We start from the raw sequence: 19,858 nt of genomic DNA, 5'->3' as shown, positions 1-19,858 counted from the left end.
ATGTCAGTGTGGCGGAGAAGGCGATTCAGTTCATCCAGCGATCTTTGCGTTTACGGCTTGGGATCATGTGTGGCAGAACCAGACCGAGCAGCAGACCAAGACCCAGCACGCCGCCGCCATACATAAACCATTGCATGATGATAGTACGCTGCTTGTCATCAAGCTGAAGGTTGGCTGCGCTCACCTTCTTTTGCGCCACGATAAGTTCGTTCTTCAGCTTCTGGTTTTCTTGTTTCAGCCCGTCAATCACGCTGTCGCTCTGCGCTACCTTTTGCTGCATGTCGGCGGTACGCTGATTCCATGTGGTATCGATATTATTGAGCTTATCGGTCAAGATCTTAACCTGGTTTTCCAGGTCGGGAACGCGGGTACGCAGGCTCGGCGTACTGTTCAGCTCTTTCAGTGGGATCCAGGCGGTACGTCCGGTGCTGTCTTTCACCTGGGCGTAGTTGGTGTTGGCATCAGTCTGTAATAGCGTGACTTCCTCGCCGGCGTTAACCGTACCCACGAGGCGATAATTATCTCCCGGACCGCTGCGGACCCAGGTGTTCAGTTCGTCAGAGACATAGCGCTTTTCTTCGGCATGAGAGACTGCAGTGGCGCTAAGTGCGAGTAAAGTTAATCCAATCAGGCGTAATTTTGGCATCAGGCTGTCGTTATTGTCATAGAAAGTGGAACGATAGTAGTGGCATCAGTGTCTCTACGCAAAGCATTCGACATCAATCGGAATCATCTGTGTCCTTTTTGCCACCACTCGAAACTTTTACGCCCGTCAAATTGCTCGTTGCATGGCAATTTGGCGCAAAATACTATCTACTGACCATAAAGAACGAACTTAGTTCGCAGTCAGTTTTCTCAACTGTGACATAACCCATAAGTACAAGACCATGGCCCAGGAAATCGAATTAAAATTTATCGTTAATAGTGACGCTGTCGATGCGCTACGTGAACGTCTGAATACGCTGGGGGGAGAGCATCATGCACCCAGCCAGTTGCTGAATATTTACTACGAAACGCCGGATGCGTGGTTGCGTGGTCACGATATGGGGCTGCGTATTCGCGGTGAAAACGGTCATTACGAAATGACCATGAAAATTGCCGGACGCGTGACGGGCGGCCTGCATCAGCGACCGGAATTTAACGTTGCGCTGGACGCGCCTGAGCTGGATCTCGCCTTGTTCCCAACGGAAGTCTGGCCTGATGGCAAACTGCCCGCTGAACTTGCTTCTCAAGTGCAGCCGTTGTTCAGCACCGATTTTTTCCGTGAGAAATGGTTGGTTGATGTTGATGGCAGCCGGATTGAAATGGCCCTCGATGTGGGGGAAGTGAAAGCGGGCGAGTTTGCAGAACCTATCTGTGAGCTTGAACTTGAACTGCTAAGCGGCGATACCCGTGCGGTACTGAAGCTGGCAAACCAGCTGGTTTCGCAAACCGGTTTACGCCAGGGCAGTTTGAGCAAAGCCGCGCGCGGTTATCATTTGGCCCTGGGGAATGCGCCGCGCGAACTCAAACCGACGCGGATTTTGAAGGTTCCGGCGAAGGCGAGCATTGAGCAGGGGTTGGAAGCGGCGCTGGAGCTGGCATTATCACAGTGGCAGTACCACGAAGAGCTGTGGGTACGCGGCGTTAAAGGGGCGAAAGCCGAGGTGCTGGCGGCAATGGGGCTGGTGCGTCACATTCTGATGTTGTTTGGCGGTAATGTGCCACGAAAAGCGAGCGCTCACTTACGTGATTTGCTGACCCAATCGGAAGCGATCATTGCGTCGGACGTTTCTGCTATTTCGGCGGTTTACAGTACGCAAACGGCAATGGCCAAGCTGGCGCTGACCGAATGGCTGGTGACCAAAGGATGGCAGCCGTTCCTGGATGCGAAGGCGCAGGGCAAAATTGCCGACTCCTTTAAGCGCTTCTCTGATACCCATCTTTCACGGCATGCCGCTGAGCTGAAAACCGCTTTTGCGCAGCCGTTGGGCGATCAGTACGCCGATCAGCTTCCACGTTTGACGCGCAACATTGATAGCATGCTGATGCTGGCGGGATACTACGACGAAAATGTCGCATCAGAATGGATCGCTACTTGGCAGGGCTTACGTCGCGCCATTGCGGCCAACCAATATATTGAAATTGAACACTTCCGCAACGAGGCGATCGCGCTGGAACCGTTCTGGCTGCACAGCGGAAAACGATAATCAGGGCCGAGGCCGGGATGCCTGATGGCGCTGCGCTTATCAGGCCTACGCGATGTGTGTAACTGTCATGTAGGTCGGATAAGGCGAAAAGACGCATCCGGCACCATTCAAAGGATAACCCGTAAATGAAGCAGCTCTCTTCACCGTTACAGCAGTACTGGCCGACCGTTGTTGAGCGGCTGCCAGCAGCAATATCTGAGTCCTCGCTTAGCGTTCAGGCGAAGTCAGTACTTACATTCAGTGATTTTGTCCGTGACAGCATTATTGCCCATCCCGAATGGCTGGCTGAGCTGGAAAGCACTCCGCCCCTGGCGGATGAATGGCAACACTATGCCAACTGGTTACAGCAAGCATTGGCTGACGTTAGTGACGAAAACACACTGATGCGTGAGTTACGCCTGTTTCGTCGTCGCATTATGGTGCGTATCGCCTGGGCACAGACGCTGTCGCTGGTGACCGAAGAGAGTATTTTGCAGCAGCTAAGTCATCTGGCTGAAACGTTGATCGTCGCCGCGCGCGACTGGTTGTACGCAGCCTGCTGTCGCGAATGGGGTACGCCGTGTAATCCTGAAGGTGTTGCGCAGCCGCTGCTGATTTTAGGCATGGGGAAACTCGGCGGCGGCGAGCTGAATTTTTCCTCCGATATCGACCTGATTTTTGCCTGGCCGGAACACGGCAGTACACAGGGTGGGCGCCGCGAGCTGGATAACGCGCAGTTCTTTACCCGTATGGGCCAGCGGCTTATCAAAGTGCTGGATCAGCCCACAATGGATGGGTTTGTCTATCGGGTGGATATGCGTTTACGCCCGTTTGGCGACAGCGGCCCGCTGGTGCTGAGCTTCTCCGCGCTGGAGGATTATTATCAGGAACAAGGGCGCGACTGGGAACGCTATGCGATGGTTAAAGCCCGCATTATGGGCGATGCCGACGGCACATACGTCAGCGAGCTTCGTGCCATGCTGCGGCCTTTTGTCTTCCGTCGCTATATTGATTTCAGCGTGATCCAGTCGCTGCGTAACATGAAAGGGATGATTGCGCGTGAAGTACGCCGTCGTGGCCTGAAAGACAACATCAAGCTGGGGGCGGGCGGCATTCGTGAAATCGAATTTATCGTGCAGGTATTCCAGCTGATTCGCGGTGGGCGCGAGCCATCGCTGCAATCCCGCTCGCTGTTACCGACGCTTAGCGCCATCAATGCGCTGCACTTGCTTTCTGATACCGACGCGGAACAACTGCGCGCAGCCTATCTCTATTTACGCCGCCTGGAAAACCTGCTGCAAAGTATCAATGATGAGCAGACTCAGACGCTGCCGGGTGATGAACTGAATCGCGCGCGGCTAGCGTGGGGGATGAACGTTGATGACTGGCAGCAGTTAACCGATGTGCTGACCAATCATATGGACAACGTACGCCGGGTATTTAACGAGCTGATTGGCGATGACGAGGCCGAAACCCAGGAAGAGTCGCTCTCAGAACAGTGGCGCGAATTGTGGCAGGATGCCTTACAGGAAGATGACACCACGCCAGTGCTGACGCATCTGGCGGATGACGATCGGCGGCGCGTGCTGTCTCTGATTGCTGATTTCCGCAAAGAGCTGGATAAACGCACTATTGGCCCACGCGGACGACAGGTGCTGGATCATTTAATGCCGCATCTGCTGAGCGATGTCTGTACGCGTGACGACGCCTCAGTCCCGCTGTCACGCATTACACCGCTGCTGGTGGGTATTGTGACTCGCACGACCTATCTGGAACTGCTGAGCGAATTCCCCGGGGCGCTGAAGCATTTGATTTCGCTCTGTGCGGCTTCGCCGATGGTCGCCAGCCAGCTGGCGCGGTATCCGTTGTTGCTCGATGAACTGTTGGATCCGAATACCCTGTATCAACCTACCGCGACGGACGCCTACCGTGATGAGCTGCGCCAGTATTTGCTGCGCGTGCCGGAAGATGACGAAGAGCAGCAACTGGAGGCACTGCGCCAGTTTAAGCAAACGCAGCTACTGCGTATTGCCGCGGCTGATATCGCCGGCACGCTGCCGGTGATGAAGGTGAGCGACCATTTAACCTGGCTGGCGGAAGCGATTATTGATGCGGTAGTCCAGCAGGCGTGGACGCAGATGGTTGCTCGCTACGGCCAACCTACCCATCTTGGCGAACGTGAGGGGCGCGGTTTTGCCGTCGTCGGCTATGGCAAACTGGGCGGCTGGGAACTGGGTTACAGTTCGGATCTTGATTTGATCTTCCTGCATGATTGTCCGATGGACGTGATGACGGACGGTGAGCGTGAGATTGACGGGCGACAGTTCTATCTGCGTCTGTCGCAGCGCATTATGCACCTTTTCAGCACCCGCACCTCGTCCGGTATTTTGTACGAAGTGGATGCGCGGCTGCGTCCATCCGGCGCGGCGGGAATGCTGGTGACATCAACCGACGCTTTCGACGATTACCAGCGCAACGAAGCCTGGACATGGGAGCATCAGGCGCTGGTGCGTGCTCGTGTGGTATATGGCGACCCGCAGTTGACCTCTCAGTTTGATGCGATTCGTCGCGATATCATGACCCTCGTCCGTGATGGGAAAACCTTGCAGACCGACGTGCGTGAAATGCGTGAGAAAATGCGCGCCCATTTGGGCAATAAGCATCGGGATCGTTTTGATATTAAAGCGGATGAGGGTGGCATCACAGACATTGAGTTTATTACGCAGTATCTGGTGTTGCGCTATGCGCATGAAAAACCGAAGCTGACGCGCTGGTCGGATAATGTGCGCATTCTGGAATTACTGGCGCAAAACGACATTATGGACGAGCAGGAAGCGCTGGCGCTTACCCGTGCTTATACGACGTTGCGTGATGAACTTCACCATCTTGCGTTGCAGGAACTTCCGGGCCATGTGGCGCTGGAGCACTTTGACGCTGAACGTACGCTGGTGCGTGACAGCTGGCAGAAGTGGCTGGTTGCCGAGTGAAGTGTGCTATTATCGCGCGCAAATTTTAAGACCCTCAGAGAATCTCTCAGGAGACAGGAATGAAAGTAACGCTGCCAGAGTTTGAACGTGCAGGAGTCATGGTTGTCGGTGATGTGATGCTGGATCGCTACTGGTACGGCCCTACCAGCCGTATTTCACCTGAAGCGCCGGTTCCGGTGGTGAAGGTCGATACCATCGAAGAACGTCCCGGTGGCGCAGCAAACGTGGCGATGAACATTGCCTCTCTGGGCGCAAATTCCCGTCTGGTGGGTTTGACCGGTATCGACGACGCGGCGCGTGCACTGAGCAAAACGCTGGCGGATGTGAACGTAAAATGCGATTTCGTGTCCGTGCCGACGCATCCGACAATCACCAAACTGCGCGTGCTTTCCCGCAACCAGCAGTTGATTCGTCTGGATTTTGAAGAAGGTTTTGAAGGCGTGGATCCGCAGCCGCTGCACGAGCGTATTAACCAGGCGCTGGGTTCTATTGGCGCTCTGGTGCTCTCCGACTACGCCAAAGGCGCGCTGGCAAGCGTGCAGCAGATGATTGCGTTGGCGCGTAAGGCTGGCGTGCCGGTACTTATCGATCCGAAAGGGACCGATTTTGAACGTTACCGCGGCGCAACGCTGCTAACGCCCAACCTGTCTGAGTTTGAAGCGGTAGTGGGTAAATGCAAAAGCGAAGATGAACTGGTTGAGCGCGGTATGAAAGTGATTGCTGATTTCGACCTTTCCGCACTGCTGATTACCCGTTCAGAACAGGGGATGACGTTGCTGCAACCGGGCAAATCGCCACTGCATATGCCGACGCAGGCGCAGGAAGTGTATGACGTGACCGGTGCGGGCGATACGGTAATCGGCGTGCTGGCGGCGACGCTGGCGGCGGGTAACACACTGGAAGAGGCGTGCTATTTTGCCAACGCTGCAGCCGGTGTTGTGGTCGGTAAACTGGGAACCTCCACCGTTTCTCCGATTGAACTGGAAAACGCGGTGCGTGGTCGGGCTGATACTGGTTTTGGCGTGATGAGCGAATCTGAGCTGAAACAGGCCGTTGCCAGCGCCCGCAAGCGCGGTGAGAAAGTGGTGATGACTAACGGCGTGTTCGACATCCTGCATGCGGGCCACGTTTCCTATCTGGCAAATGCGCGCAAGCTGGGCGATCGCCTGATCGTGGCGGTAAACAGCGATGCGTCGACCAAACGTCTGAAAGGAGAAACGCGTCCGGTCAACCCGCTGGAACAGCGCATGATCGTGCTGGGCGCGCTGGAATCCGTCGACTGGGTGGTCTCTTTTGAAGAAGATACACCGCAGCGTCTGATCGCCGGCATCCTGCCGGATCTGCTGGTCAAAGGCGGTGACTATAAGCCAGAAGATATTGCGGGTAGCAAAGAGGTATGGGCGAACGGCGGTGAAGTGCTGGTGCTGAACTTCGAAGATGGCTGCTCAACGACCAATATCATCAAGAAGATCCAGAAAGACAGCGATAAATAACAATTGGAATGTTTGTCGGATGGCGGTGTCCGGCCTACGAGGTTGTAGGCCGGATAAAACGCGTAAGCGTTGCCATCCGGCATTTCTGTTTCTTATTCTTCAGTCGTTTTCTCAACAGGCTGTGGACTGTTTTTCAGCGGATCGGCCAGTGCCGACAGCGAACCGCCGGACAAACCAATTTCATTTAACAGCGAGTCAATCAGCGGCGCTTGTGTACGATAGGCAAGGGCGGCGGATAATGCCTGCTCAGCCAGATTCCCTCCGGTTACGTTACCTGCGGTCACTTCACCGACGGCGCCGCCACGATTCAGACCATCAACCTGGATAATCTTGATCCCATCGATAGACTTCATTGGCTCAACGGATTTCTCAATGACTGCTGGCAGGGACTGCAGCAGGGCCAGCTTAAATTTCAGACTGGTCTGTTCGTCGGAAAGCACGTTGATGGCATCGTTCAGCGCACGCTGGGCTTCGGCTTCCGCCAGACCTTTTTTCCGCGTGGCTTCGGCCAGTTCCACAATTGCCGCCGCCTGCAATTCTGCGGCTTCTTTTTCCGCTTTTGCCCGGACGGTCAGTTCAACCGCCTGGGTTTCTGCATCCTGCGCTGCGGCAATCAACGCCACCTGTTTGGCACGATCCGCTTCTGCGGTCTGGCGGGTGGTTTCTACGTTCTGCTGGGCGCGAACCGCTTCGGCTAGCGCATCGTTAGCGCGTGCTTCAGCCTGAGACTGCTGTTCAGACTTGGCGGCAATGGCGATGGACTTGGTCTGGTTGGCGATCTCCGTTGCCTGTTGCTGTTCGATCTCTTTGATGCGAACTTCACGCTCGGCCTCGACTTTTCTGGATCGCACCGCCTGTTCGCGCTCGATTTCTGTTTCCTGAATCTGCCGTTCGGCAAGAATGCGCGTCTGCTCAGCTTCACGATGACGTTCGGCTTCGAAGGCGGCAATTTTGGCGTTTTGCTCGGCCGTGCGGGTCTTCACCTGCTGCTCCTGCTCGAGCGTCATGAAGGCTTCCTGCTGTTCGATCTCCAGCTTGCGCGACAGCGCATCACGGTTTTTCTCACGAACGGCAACTTCTACGTCCTGCTCGACTTCGTTACGTTCGCGACGACGGCGTTCTGTTTCCTGGGTCAGCTTGGTCAGACCCTCGGCATCAAAGGCGTTATTCGGGTTGAAATGGACTTTTTCGGTCTGGTTAAAGTTGGTGAGTGAAACGCTCTCGAGTTCCAGGCCGTTTTTGGACAGGTCTTCCGCGACGGTATTTTGTACGCCCTGAACGAAGTTTTCACGCGTATCCTGCAGTTCATGCATGGTCATCTGCGACGCAGTGGCACGTAGGGCATCAACAAACTTATCTTCTATTAGCACACGTAAATCCTCTGGTGACAGTGTTCGCTGTCCCAGCGTCTGTGCGGCGGTAGCAATCCCTTCAACAGACGGTTTTACACGCACGAAAAAGGCGACGACGACATCCACGCGCATACGGTCTTTGGTGATGAGACTGTCGACAGTTGAACGGCTCACCTCAAGTTTGAGGGTGTTCATGTTGATAGGAATAATTTCGTGGAAGATAGGCATGACAATTGCGCCGCCGCTCATCACCACTTTTTGTCCGCCAAGGCCGGTACGCACAAACGCCTGTTCAGCTGACGCGCGGCGATACAGGCGGGCAAAGATAATCCCGATAATTACTAAGATGACCACCGCCACAATGGCGGTAAACATCCATGAAGGTAACATGCCAAAAACATCATCCATTGTGTTATTCCCTTAAAGTAAAAATTACAAAACATTTGGCCAGGGGTTTAGCTCGGCCAGGTAACGCGTTGCGGAGAGTCGGCAGATAATCAGCACCTTGTCTCCTTTTTTGAATTCTTTGCTCGCTTCAGGCTCCAGCAGCACATAGTGAGTCTGCCCGAACTTATCGGTAAATTTGCCTTCGCAGGGGGTTCCGGCACTTGCGGAATGGCCGGTAATAATCGCCATGCTGCCGATAAATTCATCTTCAGCGAGGGCGGTGGTTTCATCCCGCGGAAGCCAGGGAGCAATGATTTTTCCGCTGTAATGCACGGCGAAGACGGCAAGAATAAAACTCACCGGAGCAAGCAGCAGGTTGCTGAGCGGTGCTTGCCACAGCGTGACCCAGCCATGCTGAAGGAGGATACCGAAGAGTCCAAAGAAGCCAGCGAGTAAACACAGCACGATCAGTGCCGGGATCCGCCCGATATTGAGATAGTGAAGCGCCTGGCCGATATTGCCGGAAGTCAGGGCATCGTAATGTTCGAGGTGAGCATCAAGCGCACCTGAAAGAAAATGGCCAAAAATAAGAGAGATGATTTCCAGTAGGCCAATCAACAGTACAAATGAAATAGCAAACAGGTAGGGGCTGTTATAATCCGTGAATAATACCAAGTTGTTTCCTCCTGTTACTGCGTTCCCTGTCCGTGTCAAAAGTAATGGTTTTACCTCTTACTTTTACATGACGTTACAATAACATGCGTTACCCTGGTCTTTAATCCGAAAAGGGGCTCATCCCCCTCTTAGATTTTGTAGGAAACTGTGAAGCAGGCGGTTTTTTTGCGCACAATATGTACAGAATAACTTCGTATCCAGGGAAATACTGAAATTAGAAAAAGCATATGGCCTTAGCAGATATTCAATAACTGGAGGGTATGCTCATGAACAGCAATATGTATTCAATGAACAATTTCGATTTCCTGGCCCGTAGTTTTGCCAGAATGCAGGCTGAGGGCCATCCCGTTGATATCCAGGCGATAACCGGGAACATGGATGAAGAACATCGTAGCTGGTTTTGCAAACGCTATGCGCTGTACTGCCAGCAGGCGACGGAAGCCAGGAAGCTAGAACTGGAACACTAACAGAAAAACGGGCCTTGCGGCCCGTTGTTGTTTTACTCTTGCGGATCGACTGACGGGATCGCGGGGGCAGGTTTAACTTCTGCCGTTTTTTCACGCGATTCCAGCTCAGTCAGACGTTGCTCAAGCAGCGCCAGCTTTTCACGTGTGCGCAATAAAACCTGAGTCTGTACATCGAATTCTTCACGGCTTACCAGATCCAGACGGGTCAGCTGTGACTGCAGCGTTTGACGAATTTTCTTCTCGACGTCTTCGCCAAACTCGCGGATCCCTTTCGGCATCGACTCGTGAACCTGACGAGCAATCTGCTCAATTTTTTTCGGGTCAATCATTGTGGTTTCCCTGAACTGGTACGTGTTGCTGCCTATTGTAGTGCGAACTGGCACAGGCATAAACCAGAATTGTGTGAAGCTAAGACGAGTAAAGGCGTTGATGAAGGTAATCAATAGCGTTATAGTTAACTCGCTTATTCTCAGGGCGGGGCGAAATTCCCCACCGGCGGTAAATCAACTGATGTTGAAAGCCCGCGAGCGCTTTTTGTTACGGCAAAAAGGTCAGCAGATCCGGTGTAATTCCGGGGCCGACGGTTAGAGTCCGGATGGGAGAGAGTAACGATCCAGTCGGGCATGGACCCGCTCACGTTATTTTTTTGCCGCTTAGACGGTACTCCTAAGACTGCCCTGATTCTGGTAACCATAATTTTAGTGAGGTTTTTTTTACCATGAATCAGACGCTACTTTCCTCTTTTGGTACGCCTTTCGAACGTGTTGAACATGCGCTGTCTGCGCTGCGTGAAGGACGCGGTGTAATGGTGCTTGACGACGAAGACCGTGAAAACGAAGGCGATATGATTTTCCCGGCAGAAACCATGACCGTAGAACAGATGGCGCTGACCATCCGTCACGGTAGCGGTATTGTATGCCTTTGCATCACTGAAGACCGACGTAAACAGCTCGATCTGCCAATGATGGTGGAAAATAATACCAGCGCTTACGGTACCGGTTTTACCGTGACCATTGAAGCCGCAGAAGGCGTGACCACCGGCGTTTCCGCAGCAGACCGTGTTACTACGGTGCGTGCGGCAATTAAGGATGGCGCTAAACCTTCCGATCTGAACCGTCCGGGGCACGTGTTCCCGCTGCGTGCTCAAGCTGGTGGTGTGTTGACCCGCGGTGGTCATACTGAAGCGACCATCGACTTGATGACGCTGGCTGGGTTTAAACCAGCGGGGGTGCTGTGCGAATTGACTAATGATGATGGCACCATGGCGCGTGCGCCAGAGTGCATCGAATTTGCCGGCAAGCATAATATGGCGGTGGTGACTATCGAAGACCTGGTGGCTTACCGTCAGGCGCACGAGCGCAAAGCCAGCTAATCGTACAGTGCCATGGTGAAGAAAAGCCGATGCAATGCCATCGGCTTTTTTTGTTTAGTTGTAGTTAATTTTAAATAACACTACCGTTTCAAATGGTCCGGTCTGAACGGCCTCGCCAGCGACTTGACTTAACTCTGCTTGATAACTTTTCTCTCTGGTCAATAATTCCGTATCAAATTCGGCATACTCTGCGTACGCGTTGTAGGTGGAGAGTGTATTATCTTCCATATTACGGATTTTTAATTGCAAGCCATTCCCTATTCTCAGTGAAGTATCATCTTCTGCTAATTCTTCAGTAGTATAGAATGAAGATGAAACTTTGAATGTATCAGTACATCCACTGTCTGCATTTAAATTCTTTATAGTCTTGATGGAGAAACTTTTGGTCATGGTTTTGGCATTAATTTCCATATTATTAAAGGTGCCAAAGTCAATGGTCTGATTTTCCGGATAGATGTTGAATTTTACGCTACAGTCCAGTACTCGAATTTGATCTAATCCAGTGACATGATATTTCAGGTTAGCGGCATCCGGGCTGACGTTGATACCACCAACACCATCAAACTGCACAAGAATATAATCGCCGATACTACTGGTGTAGTCATGGGGAGGCATAGAGATGACTTTTACATACAGGCGCATTCGTGCGATAAACGTTCTCGAGTAGTGTGTATCTTCCGCATTACCTGAGCAAAGATAATGTTCCCAACCGCTGGCTTTGATTTGCGCCGGGTTATAGATCTTCAGTTTCTGATTATCAATACACTGGTGGGTATCAATACTGATAGCACCTTGCGTCGCGTCATAATCAACGCCTTCGTAGGTGACACCTAACTGGTAGTAGGTATCATTGACAGAAGCATAGGGGTTAACCCAGGCATAGGCGTTTTCACCGCTATATCCATCATCGGAAGTGGCGTTATCACAGTACACGGGAATTTTTATATCGTTGCTTTCCCATATTTTGTCCCCGGGTTTGGCGTTGTTAGGGACTGCAAACGGTTCGATAGCGGTATAACCTTCAACAGGACCTCCGGTGGCTCCCAGATAGCAGTGAACCGCCAGCGCTGAACGAAAAGGGAGCGCGATGAATATTAACAGCAGAAATAACCGTAGCGTGCGGATCATTTTCTGGCCTCCGGCACGATAAGATCGCATTGACCATGGCATTTCACGTTCAGCATGCGCAGTCCGCCATAATCATCCATATATCCTAGTGCGAACGCATTTCCGTTATAACCGCCGGCATTTAATGTGACAGAGGAAAAAGGGGCAATCATCTTACTGCTAAAGCCTGACAATTGGCTTTTGCTGTCTTTGCCAAAAAAAGCCAACGTAATGTAGTAGGCGGTAGGATTATTAACCAACAGCGTATTTCCCTGTTGGCTAACTTTGAGCTGAAGTTCAACTTCAGTACCCGGCTTTTTCTTCAAAGCCGCTGGACGCCAGAACAATTTCAATCGAGATTGCAGGGCCATCTGCACAATGGCATTGCTTCCCTTATTTTCTGGCGCAGGCGGAATTTCACGGACATTAAAATAGAACAGCGTTTCCCGATCCTGAGGTAGTGAGCGAGCTTTATCCTGCTTAACGATCCTCACTTGTGAAATTGCGCTGGGATTTAAGCGTTGGATTGGAGGCAGGGCAACCAGAAAGGTGTCGTCCTTATTACCTTTTTCATCTTCAATCCATGAATAGGCCAGATAGGGCAGCTGCTCGCTCTGGTTTTCGATTTTCAGGCTGCTGGCCTTTTCGTTGCCGTTAAATATTATCCGCGTTCTGTCAGGTTGAATTGCCGCCTGAGAGGTGAGTGATAAGGCGAGTAGTACTATTGGCAATTTTTTAAATAATGTCATTTTTCATCCTTAATTAATGACAAGGTAAAATAAGGTTTTGCGTGGTGATATCCAATGTGTCTGGTAATGCGAAGGTGCATGCCTTTTTATCACCCCATTGAACTGTAAAGTGTTGCCCACTGTCGACACCACCAAGCCAGGCATGACCTTCTTCACTGACCATTCCTACTTCGGTATTGCTGGCAATATGCCGAACGATCGCGCCAAGTGGCGGGTAGTCTCCATTTTCCATTCTGATGGCGACGGTAATATTTTTGCCTGCACGGGATATCAGCGCTTTGTAACCGATAGCTCCTTCCGTCCAGGTTTGGCGGGTGATCGTTTCATCAACGGTAACGCCGTCAGGGAGATCGTTCATGTTGACGGCGATGGTTGAGGGTTGATAACTGGATATCATCGGTACAACCGCATAGCCGAGGCGGTTGGTGCGATTGCTATCTCCCTGAACAGGTATATCGGCCACGCCATCTGTACCGATCATAACTCGAGGTTCATTACCAAAACTGCGACGATGCAAGGCAATACCTTTGCCCGTGGCGGTCATTGAACCGCTCCAACTGGCGCTGACAGAGGTGTAGTCGCTGGCAGCATAGCTTCCGGAGAACTGTAGTTCGCCCGCAGGGGTAGTATGCTGGTAGTTGCCCCTGAATTGCGCGCCGTTATCTGGCTTGTCGGTGACGGTTCCTGCGGAAACGCCCCAGGTATTACGGGGATCGGAGGAATCATTCCATGAGAGAGTGTTAGTGGTGTTGCTGCTATTGCGCATGTCGTAATTCAACCGCCGACCAAAGTCGAAGGGAACGGAGAGCGAAACATAGACCTGCTTATCGTTATCACTCTCTTCGTAATGCGTTGTGCTGAAGGATGTCGATAGCGATAAACCTTTCCAGTCACCGATATCGAAATTAAATCCGGCAGTTACGGATGCGGTAGTAGAGCTGTCGCCATCCCACCATTGCTGGCGTAGTGCGCTGACGTACAAATTCATCCGCAAAGGATCGATCGGCTGGTTGAAGGCGATGCTTACGGTCTGCTTTTCGTCCTGCGTATCAGCATTGTTGTACTGATGGGCGATAAAGTTGGCATAGCTATGAAATTCACGTTCGGAGAAACGATATGCCGCAAGTGAAATCTGGCTGTTTGTCGCATCAAAGCGTTTGCTGTAGTTCAGTCGGTAACTGAGACCGTTTTCTTGATGACCATCATCGAAAGTGCTGCTGGCACGTGTAACGTCAAATGAAAGTGCGCCCAGCCATAGCATATTCTGCCCAATGCCGAGTGCCGCAGAGCGATAATCGCTGCCTCCTGCGAGGATCCCGCCATACAGCGAGGTATTGGACAATATTCCCCACGAGGCTTCTCCACTGGCAAAGGTCTCATCGATCACATAATGCGAGATGTCCGGACGTGCACGGCCTGCCGCGATTTTGTAACGGACCTGCCCCTCGCGGGTCAAGAAGGGCGTGGATGCTGCAGAAACCTGAAATGTATTGGTTCTGCCATCTTCCTCGGTGATTTTAACATCTAGCGTACCCTGTACCGATTGGTTGAGATCGGTAATGACAAAGGGGCCAGGGGCAACCTTTGTTTGATAAATAACGCGACCGGAGTGGCTGACGGTGACGGTCGCATTGGTTTGTGCGATACCGCTGATTTGTGGGGCATAGCCACGTAATTCCCACGGCAGCATGCGATCGTCGCTTGCCAGTGCAGCGCCATTATAGGAAAAACCGTCGAAGATATTGGAACTTAGATCAGTTTCTCCCAGTGTGAGTTTGGCGCCCAGAGAAGGGAGAGGGCGAAAAAGATAGGTACGCGAAATGCTCCGTGTCGTTTGGGTGTTTTTTTCATTGCGGTTCTGACTGATTTGGTAATCGCTACGTAAGCGCCACGCGCCCATATTCAGACCCGAAGTACCGTATGAGTTTATATTTTCTGTACTTGCGCCCTGATCGGGGCGATAAGTGCTGGCAAATAAGTTGTAGTCGAAGAGCAAGCCATTTACGCCGTGATCCCAGGTGGATGGCGGCATCCAGCTCTCTGATTTCCATGCCATTAATACTTGCGGAATACTAATATCCAGGTGTTGATTCGCAATGTCTAGCGTAAACGCAATGTCGGCGTATGCGGTGAAATCTACGCAATTGTTCTGCATTGGCAGGGAACGTAAAATTTTCTCTTTTAACCCCAATTGCTCGGCAAGATCGGTAGGAATACAGACTGCAACACCTTCACCTTTTTTCCCCCAGCTCAGTTGGCGGCCAGAGGAGATTTGGTTTTTATTCACAGCAATTGTGACAAAGTAGTTCCCAGGGGCAATTGAGAGATCATCTTTTAGTAGTGAGAGATCCACACTGCTACGCATGGATTTATCCAGTACATTCAGGTTGAATTCGACGGCCAGAGTGGAAAATGACAACAGTAGCCCACATCCATAGGCCACGACCTTGCAGGTATTCATGGCAATCCTTACCTATACCCAAGCGTTGCAAGTGTTATAGGGTGGCCATCCGGCCACCATAATGTGACTACTTATAGGTAAGTCTGTAGGTTGCCGTCGCGGCGACAGCGCCCACGGTGACATCCGTTGCGCCAATTTTTTCCATATAGGCTTGGAATGGAAGGATTTGAGTCGCTGATCCTGCACTTAGATCAATGGTTTTTGCGGTCCCCAGAGTAATCTTCGTGCTTGTTTTGTCCAGAAGGCGTACGCCAACATTTGTTGCACCACTGGCAAAAGTATTGCTAAGCAGGCTGGTATCTTCAGCTGTAACGCTGTCACTGTTAAATGTGACATCAACTTTGGACACAGGTACATCGCTGCCATTATTTGAGTGTGGCAGATCGCAATTGACTAAGTGAAGGCTGGAGTCAACCGCATCAGAATGTCCGTTAGTATTGATATAGCTGGCAGGAACTTCACCCAGCTCAACCTGCTTGTCAATATCGTCAGGTTCAATGGCGCAAGGGGCATTAATAATGGTACCCGTGAAGGTTATTTTGCCGCTACCACCGTCAACATCGGCGAAGGCACTGGTGGTAGTTAATGTGGCGATAGCCACTGCTAATAACGTTTCTTTGCCTAGTTTCATACAATCATTCCTTTAGTAATATACAATATCCTTTATGCTTAAGTCGAAATAATAGGTTTTTTAAAATATTATATCACCAGGATATTTTGTTTTTGCGTGATATTCGGAATTTGACCCGGCATTGATTAAGTTTGGTGTATATATATTTCAATGTTGCAATTTGCATTGCATTTGATGAGGAAATGAATGGTGTTTTATTATTATTTTCGTGGTGTTGGCTTTAAGGTGATTATTGTAAAACTGTGATTTAGATGAGTTTTTTCTGCAAATCAGAATGTATAAATATTGATTTATTATTGTTTGCGCCAAATAATTTGCGTTTTGTATGATTTGAACCGAAGGGAAGCAAGCAGCAGGATTGTATAACCATCGTAAAAAAAGCAGAAATCTGAATACAGACTTCTGCTTTGGTTTTTCCATTCAGGTTATTTGGCCCTGGCCAGTTTCAATGCCCATGCGCCGCTCATTATCACCAACAGTAATAAACATAAGCCAAAGGCTAGCAGGCATGCCTGCGCCATGTTCATAAATTGCCACGGTGGAAGCAGATACCAGCCTTCAGACTGTTGGTATAGATCGATAAACCACTTTTGCGTACTGCTGAGTGCCACGCCATCAGGCACTATGGGGGCATCATAGCCGCAATCTCCAGTGGGTTTAAACCACTCCGGAGCCCAGTTTGCCAGCGGCAAATTGAAAGGGAATGTCGGATCGGTGGAACACCCCTGGACGCCAAACAGCGAATCCGGGCTATGTACCGCATGATGAATATCATTGAGTTTGAGCGAGAACTTAATGCCCATGATGCTGCCGTAAAATGCCGCAATGCAGCCAATAAGCTTCAGAACAACATTTTTAGGGTTTATTGCCGCGATCAATCCACCGAAAACCATCACAAACATGGCAAAGCGAATGTAGACACACTGCTCGCAGGGGGCCATATAGAGATAGATTTGGAAAAACGAGTGGGCCAATATTATTAACCCGCCCATCGCGCAGGCCATCAGTAGCCACAGAAAGCGCCGTTCCTGCCATCTCACCAGCGTATCAACCGGCGTGGTACGTAAGTCCCGCCACCATCCTTTTATGAAAACCATAGCCTCGTCCCTGTTTATTTTGTCGCCAGCTCTCTGACAAGCTCAGCCATGGAGTCAATGGATTTGATACTCTTGGTGTAGATCAGGTATTTACCGTTAACGACGTAAGCCGGAACCCCCTGAATTTTGGCGACGTCATATGCCGCTTTCCATTTCTCCAGCGTTTGCTGAACGGTGGGATCTTGTAGCGCGGCGTCAAAATCTGCCTGGCTCATGCCTGCAGCATCCAGGCCTGTTTTAATGAATGCGGCCGGATCTTTACCATCTGACCAGCGCTCTTTCTTGTCGTGGTAAGCAGCGTAATAAGCAAATTTCGCTTTTTTGAACTGTGATTTGGCATCAAATAATGAAATCCCTGCTGCCTGATCTTTAGCAATCATTACTGCAAAAACTTCACTGGCCTGTTTACCATATTCCCCTTTGGTTTCAAGATGAAATGGTGTGAAGGTGACGAGATCGGCCACTTTTTCAGAAACCGGGCCAGTCACGGCTTTATCATATTTGTAACAGAACGGACAGGCGTAGCTGAATACTTTTATTAACGTCTTATCAGCATTAGGAATCGGTTTCTCCAAAACCATATAATCAGTGCCTTCTGTAAAAGCTGAGGCGGCAAACGACGAGGCAAGTGCGGCGGTTAATACCACGCTTTTAAATAATGAAGTAATCCATTTAGATGACATAATTAATCCTTAATCTAACGATATTATTTAAACATTTGTTGTGGGTGAACCAGTAATGCGCGGTAGTGCGTTTGGTTTGGCTTATCTGAAAGGACATCAATTTCGACTTTGACTTCTTTAGTCTTATAGTCAATTTCGTTGATTTTGCCGATGGTTGGTTGTCCAACGTCAAATAAATTAATAGAACCACCAAATCCAAACATGGTGTCGCGGTCTTTCTGATATTCGATAACCGAGGTGATGGGACTATAGAAATCGTAACCGCGTTCTTTGCCGTATTCCCAAATTTGCTGAACGGTTCCTTTTTTCTCGTCAACTTTATATTCGACGAAACGGGAATATTTCATCGTCGGCAATGCCGGTTGTTCGAGCCCACGACCATCGCCGTTGTCAAAGATGGTTAATGTCCCTTTGCTCGAGATCCATGCGGTGTGTTGGGTGTAGGTAAAATCGAAATCAGTATTCTCGCACTTACCGTTTTCGTCACATTTTAGCGCGTTGCCCTTATCATCAACCGGTTTTAACAGCTTGCTTGCCAGCGCCTTATTCCAGCCTTTCGACGGAGCGAGGATCCATTTCACCTGTTTATCGCGACCGATTTTGACGACGCCCTGATGGCGGGAAGAGATAATAATGGAGTCATCTTTGGCATCATAAGCAATGGAGTTAACGTGCGCCCAGTTACGACCTGCACCCACTCCGAGGGCGTCACCGTAAGGAGTATCTGGCTCCAGTTTCGCCTGTTGACCGGCATGAGCGAGGTCAACGTTGACGCATACCGCGCCTGCGTCCAGTGCACCCAGAAGCGCATCACGCATCGGATCGAGTATCTTTGTCAGATCCCACACATCAACCACACGACCGGACTTGTCTACTTCAATTATCTGATCGCGGATGGTTTGCACATGGATGCCATCTTCTTTGCGATAATCGCGTTTGCCCACGCGAAGCAACACGGTGTCGTTGATTGTTTCGATCGATTCATGCGACGCGTCGAGGAAGCCGCGCGGTAGCTTATGATCGGCCAGAATCTGCCCCATCATATCGAATTCGTACCAATGCTGACCCTGAACGGCTGTGAAGGTACCGCGCGGCGTTTCCCGGATACCCATCAAGTAACCGCGCTTATTGATATCCATGTCATGGCCATCGTAAAAGGTATCTTGATCCAGCCACCAGCGGTATTCACCTTCCGTATCGACGATAAAGGTGAAGGGGGCAATGTCAAAGGGTAATGCCCCGCCCGCAGGACCCGCATCCAGGATGCCGGCATTTTTGTCTTTTTCACCATGCCAGTGGAATTCCGCCCCCTGTGCGGTGAAAGTATGGGTATTCACCAGATAGAGACGGTCTTCAAAACCAGGCGCTACCTTAATAACTTTCGTTTGCTGTAAATCGGAAATAGAACGGTTATCCATGTAGTGATTAACGATGGCGGACGTTTGCACCACATAATCATCCTTCATGGCTTTGCCATTTTCTTTATATTCAACGGTGACCTTATTAGCAAACTTTTGATAAAGACCAAAAATAGGCACGCCGTCATAGGTTGCTAACGACTCTTTGCCAACTGTATAAGTAACAGGAACTCCTTTCTCGCCTTTGCCATGAACGGTGACTTTAACATCTGAAATAACGTGACTATCTAATTCAACCAGTGCGGTAAGCGGGGCGTTTCCATAAGGATCAACGACTATAGCGCCCAGCTTCCCTGCGGGTTGGGCGGGTTGAAAACCTGCAGCAAACGAATTTCCAACGGTTAATCCAAACGTCAGTGCGAGTGTGCCAGCGAGAAGTGTTTTTCGGTATTGTCTAAACATGGATATATCTCCTTATATTAACTTTAAATATAATTCCACTGAATATATTATGTTTTTACGATATGGCTAAAAATGAAAATGGTACTACTGATGTCACTTTTATTGTGGGTATATAAATATTGATGAAGTGTATTATTCTACAAAATCTAATTTTTATTGTTTTCTGGATAGTATGAGTGAGGTATTTTAAGGACAATGTTTATTATTGCTTAGTGTGATCTCGTCGACAGAGTTTTATTTTTTATAACTGTTTTAGCTATTGGCATAGCTGCTGGTTTATATGATCGAAATCATATATTTGTTTCTGAAATATGCCACTATAGGGGTATGTCAGAATAAGTTTATGTAAAATTTTAACGTTAAATGTTTAATGATGTTAAATGTTAAGGGTAAAAGAATGTTTATTGCC

The 19,858-nt window shown here is 50.2% G+C and carries 16 protein-coding genes and 1 riboswitch; of the genes, 5 read left to right on the top strand and 11 right to left on the bottom strand.

What is annotated here, in order from left to right:
* Positions 1 to 25: 25 nt before the first annotated feature.
* Positions 26 to 646, bottom strand: a complete 621-nt coding sequence (locus OGV71_RS08180; protein ID WP_003024650.1) for a TIGR04211 family SH3 domain-containing protein — start codon at positions 644 to 646, stop codon at positions 26 to 28.
* 241 nt (positions 647 to 887) lie between these two features.
* On the opposite strand from OGV71_RS08180, the gene OGV71_RS08175 reads away from it, so the two are divergent.
* From OGV71_RS08175 to hldE, 3 genes are all read left to right on the top strand, one after another.
* Complete coding sequence (locus tag OGV71_RS08175; RefSeq protein WP_044700902.1) at positions 888 to 2,189, top strand: CYTH domain-containing protein; 1,302 nt, start codon at positions 888 to 890, stop codon at positions 2,187 to 2,189.
* Between the two features lie 125 nt (positions 2,190 to 2,314).
* Positions 2,315 to 5,155, top strand: coding sequence for a bifunctional [glutamate--ammonia ligase]-adenylyl-L-tyrosine phosphorylase/[glutamate--ammonia-ligase] adenylyltransferase (gene glnE, locus OGV71_RS08170; protein WP_003846303.1), 2,841 nt, complete (start codon positions 2,315 to 2,317; stop codon positions 5,153 to 5,155).
* 59 nt (positions 5,156 to 5,214) lie between these two features.
* On the top strand, positions 5,215 to 6,648 hold the full coding sequence (gene hldE, locus OGV71_RS08165; RefSeq protein ID WP_054528791.1) for a bifunctional D-glycero-beta-D-manno-heptose-7-phosphate kinase/D-glycero-beta-D-manno-heptose 1-phosphate adenylyltransferase HldE: 1,434 nt from the start codon (positions 5,215 to 5,217) through the stop codon (positions 6,646 to 6,648).
* Between the two features lie 92 nt (positions 6,649 to 6,740).
* Here the strand turns inward: hldE and OGV71_RS08160 are convergent, their stop codons facing one another.
* Positions 6,741 to 8,408: a flotillin family protein gene (locus tag OGV71_RS08160; protein ID WP_071696301.1), complete on the bottom strand. Its 1,668-nt coding sequence runs from the start codon at positions 8,406 to 8,408 to the stop codon at positions 6,741 to 6,743.
* A 24-nt stretch (positions 8,409 to 8,432) separates the two neighbouring features.
* Positions 8,433 to 9,062 (bottom strand): OB-fold-containig protein, encoded by a 630-nt coding sequence (locus OGV71_RS08155; RefSeq protein WP_204583272.1) that lies wholly within the window; start codon positions 9,060 to 9,062, stop codon positions 8,433 to 8,435.
* A gap of 260 nt (positions 9,063 to 9,322) precedes the next feature.
* On the opposite strand from OGV71_RS08155, the gene glgS reads away from it, so the two are divergent.
* Complete coding sequence (gene glgS, locus OGV71_RS08150) at positions 9,323 to 9,529, top strand: cell surface composition regulator GlgS (protein WP_019077704.1); 207 nt, start codon at positions 9,323 to 9,325, stop codon at positions 9,527 to 9,529.
* Positions 9,530 to 9,561: 32 nt separating this feature from the next.
* On the opposite strand, the gene ubiK is transcribed toward glgS, so the two are convergent.
* Complete coding sequence (ubiK, locus tag OGV71_RS08145) at positions 9,562 to 9,858, bottom strand: ubiquinone biosynthesis accessory factor UbiK (protein WP_003024618.1); 297 nt, start codon at positions 9,856 to 9,858, stop codon at positions 9,562 to 9,564.
* Positions 9,859 to 9,990: 132 nt separating this feature from the next.
* Positions 9,991 to 10,140, top strand: a riboswitch (FMN riboswitch).
* Positions 10,141 to 10,247: 107 nt separating this feature from the next.
* Here ubiK and ribB point away from each other — a divergent pair.
* On the top strand, positions 10,248 to 10,901 hold the full coding sequence (gene ribB / locus OGV71_RS08140) for a 3,4-dihydroxy-2-butanone-4-phosphate synthase (protein WP_003828424.1): 654 nt from the start codon (positions 10,248 to 10,250) through the stop codon (positions 10,899 to 10,901).
* Positions 10,902 to 10,955: 54 nt separating this feature from the next.
* On the opposite strand, the gene OGV71_RS08135 is transcribed toward ribB, so the two are convergent.
* The 7 genes from OGV71_RS08135 to assT form a co-directional block, all read right to left on the bottom strand.
* Positions 10,956 to 12,029 (bottom strand): fimbrial protein, encoded by a 1,074-nt coding sequence (locus OGV71_RS08135; protein WP_071684667.1) that lies wholly within the window; start codon positions 12,027 to 12,029, stop codon positions 10,956 to 10,958.
* Positions 12,026 to 12,757 (bottom strand): fimbrial biogenesis chaperone, encoded by a 732-nt coding sequence (locus OGV71_RS08130; RefSeq protein WP_071696299.1) that lies wholly within the window; start codon positions 12,755 to 12,757, stop codon positions 12,026 to 12,028. The genes OGV71_RS08135 and OGV71_RS08130 overlap by 4 nt, the downstream gene beginning before the upstream one ends.
* Before the next feature lie 13 nt (positions 12,758 to 12,770).
* Positions 12,771 to 15,218 carry a fimbria/pilus outer membrane usher protein gene (locus OGV71_RS08125; RefSeq protein WP_286533026.1) on the bottom strand — a complete coding sequence of 816 codons (2,448 nt, stop codon included), beginning with the start codon at positions 15,216 to 15,218 and terminating at the stop codon, positions 12,771 to 12,773.
* A 67-nt stretch (positions 15,219 to 15,285) separates the two neighbouring features.
* A complete protein-coding gene (locus tag OGV71_RS08120) occupies positions 15,286 to 15,849 on the bottom strand; it encodes a fimbrial protein (RefSeq protein WP_044713712.1) in 564 nt (187 codons plus the stop codon).
* A gap of 425 nt (positions 15,850 to 16,274) precedes the next feature.
* Positions 16,275 to 16,946, bottom strand: coding sequence for a protein-disulfide oxidoreductase DsbI (dsbI, locus tag OGV71_RS08115; RefSeq protein WP_204583273.1), 672 nt, complete (start codon positions 16,944 to 16,946; stop codon positions 16,275 to 16,277).
* A 14-nt stretch (positions 16,947 to 16,960) separates the two neighbouring features.
* Positions 16,961 to 17,629 carry a thiol:disulfide interchange protein DsbA/DsbL gene (locus tag OGV71_RS08110; protein WP_003024608.1) on the bottom strand — a complete coding sequence of 223 codons (669 nt, stop codon included), beginning with the start codon at positions 17,627 to 17,629 and terminating at the stop codon, positions 16,961 to 16,963.
* Positions 17,630 to 17,652: 23 nt separating this feature from the next.
* Positions 17,653 to 19,449, bottom strand: coding sequence for an arylsulfate sulfotransferase AssT (gene assT, locus OGV71_RS08105; RefSeq protein ID WP_204583274.1), 1,797 nt, complete (start codon positions 19,447 to 19,449; stop codon positions 17,653 to 17,655).
* Positions 19,450 to 19,858: the final 409 nt, after the last annotated feature.

It is taken from the genome of Citrobacter sp. Cf088 (assembly GCF_030334295.1).
GTDB classification, from domain to species: Bacteria; Pseudomonadota; Gammaproteobacteria; order Enterobacterales; family Enterobacteriaceae; genus Citrobacter; species Citrobacter freundii.
Note: the sequence above shows the minus strand (reverse complement) of the source record. Positions and strands in the feature narration are given on the sequence as shown.

Coding starts and splice junctions, on each gene's coding strand:
- OGV71_RS08120 (WP_044713712.1), bottom strand. CDS start 15,849: ATGAAACTAGGCAAAGAAACGTTATTAGCAGTGGCTATCGCCACATTA.
- OGV71_RS08160 (WP_071696301.1), bottom strand. CDS start 8,408: ATGGATGATGTTTTTGGCATGTTACCTTCATGGATGTTTACCGCCATT.
- glnE (WP_003846303.1), top strand. CDS start 2,315: ATGAAGCAGCTCTCTTCACCGTTACAGCAGTACTGGCCGACCGTTGTT.
- OGV71_RS08130 (WP_071696299.1), bottom strand. CDS start 12,757: ATGACATTATTTAAAAAATTGCCAATAGTACTACTCGCCTTATCACTC.
- OGV71_RS08180 (WP_003024650.1), bottom strand. CDS start 646: ATGCCAAAATTACGCCTGATTGGATTAACTTTACTCGCACTTAGCGCC.
- OGV71_RS08125 (WP_286533026.1), bottom strand. CDS start 15,218: ATGAATACCTGCAAGGTCGTGGCCTATGGATGTGGGCTACTGTTGTCA.
- dsbI (WP_204583273.1), bottom strand. CDS start 16,946: ATGGTTTTCATAAAAGGATGGTGGCGGGACTTACGTACCACGCCGGTT.
- OGV71_RS08135 (WP_071684667.1), bottom strand. CDS start 12,029: ATGATCCGCACGCTACGGTTATTTCTGCTGTTAATATTCATCGCGCTC.
- assT (WP_204583274.1), bottom strand. CDS start 19,449: ATGTTTAGACAATACCGAAAAACACTTCTCGCTGGCACACTCGCACTG.
- ubiK (WP_003024618.1), bottom strand. CDS start 9,858: ATGATTGACCCGAAAAAAATTGAGCAGATTGCTCGTCAGGTTCACGAG.
- OGV71_RS08175 (WP_044700902.1), top strand. CDS start 888: ATGGCCCAGGAAATCGAATTAAAATTTATCGTTAATAGTGACGCTGTC.
- OGV71_RS08110 (WP_003024608.1), bottom strand. CDS start 17,629: ATGTCATCTAAATGGATTACTTCATTATTTAAAAGCGTGGTATTAACC.
- ribB (WP_003828424.1), top strand. CDS start 10,248: ATGAATCAGACGCTACTTTCCTCTTTTGGTACGCCTTTCGAACGTGTT.
- hldE (WP_054528791.1), top strand. CDS start 5,215: ATGAAAGTAACGCTGCCAGAGTTTGAACGTGCAGGAGTCATGGTTGTC.
- glgS (WP_019077704.1), top strand. CDS start 9,323: ATGCTCATGAACAGCAATATGTATTCAATGAACAATTTCGATTTCCTG.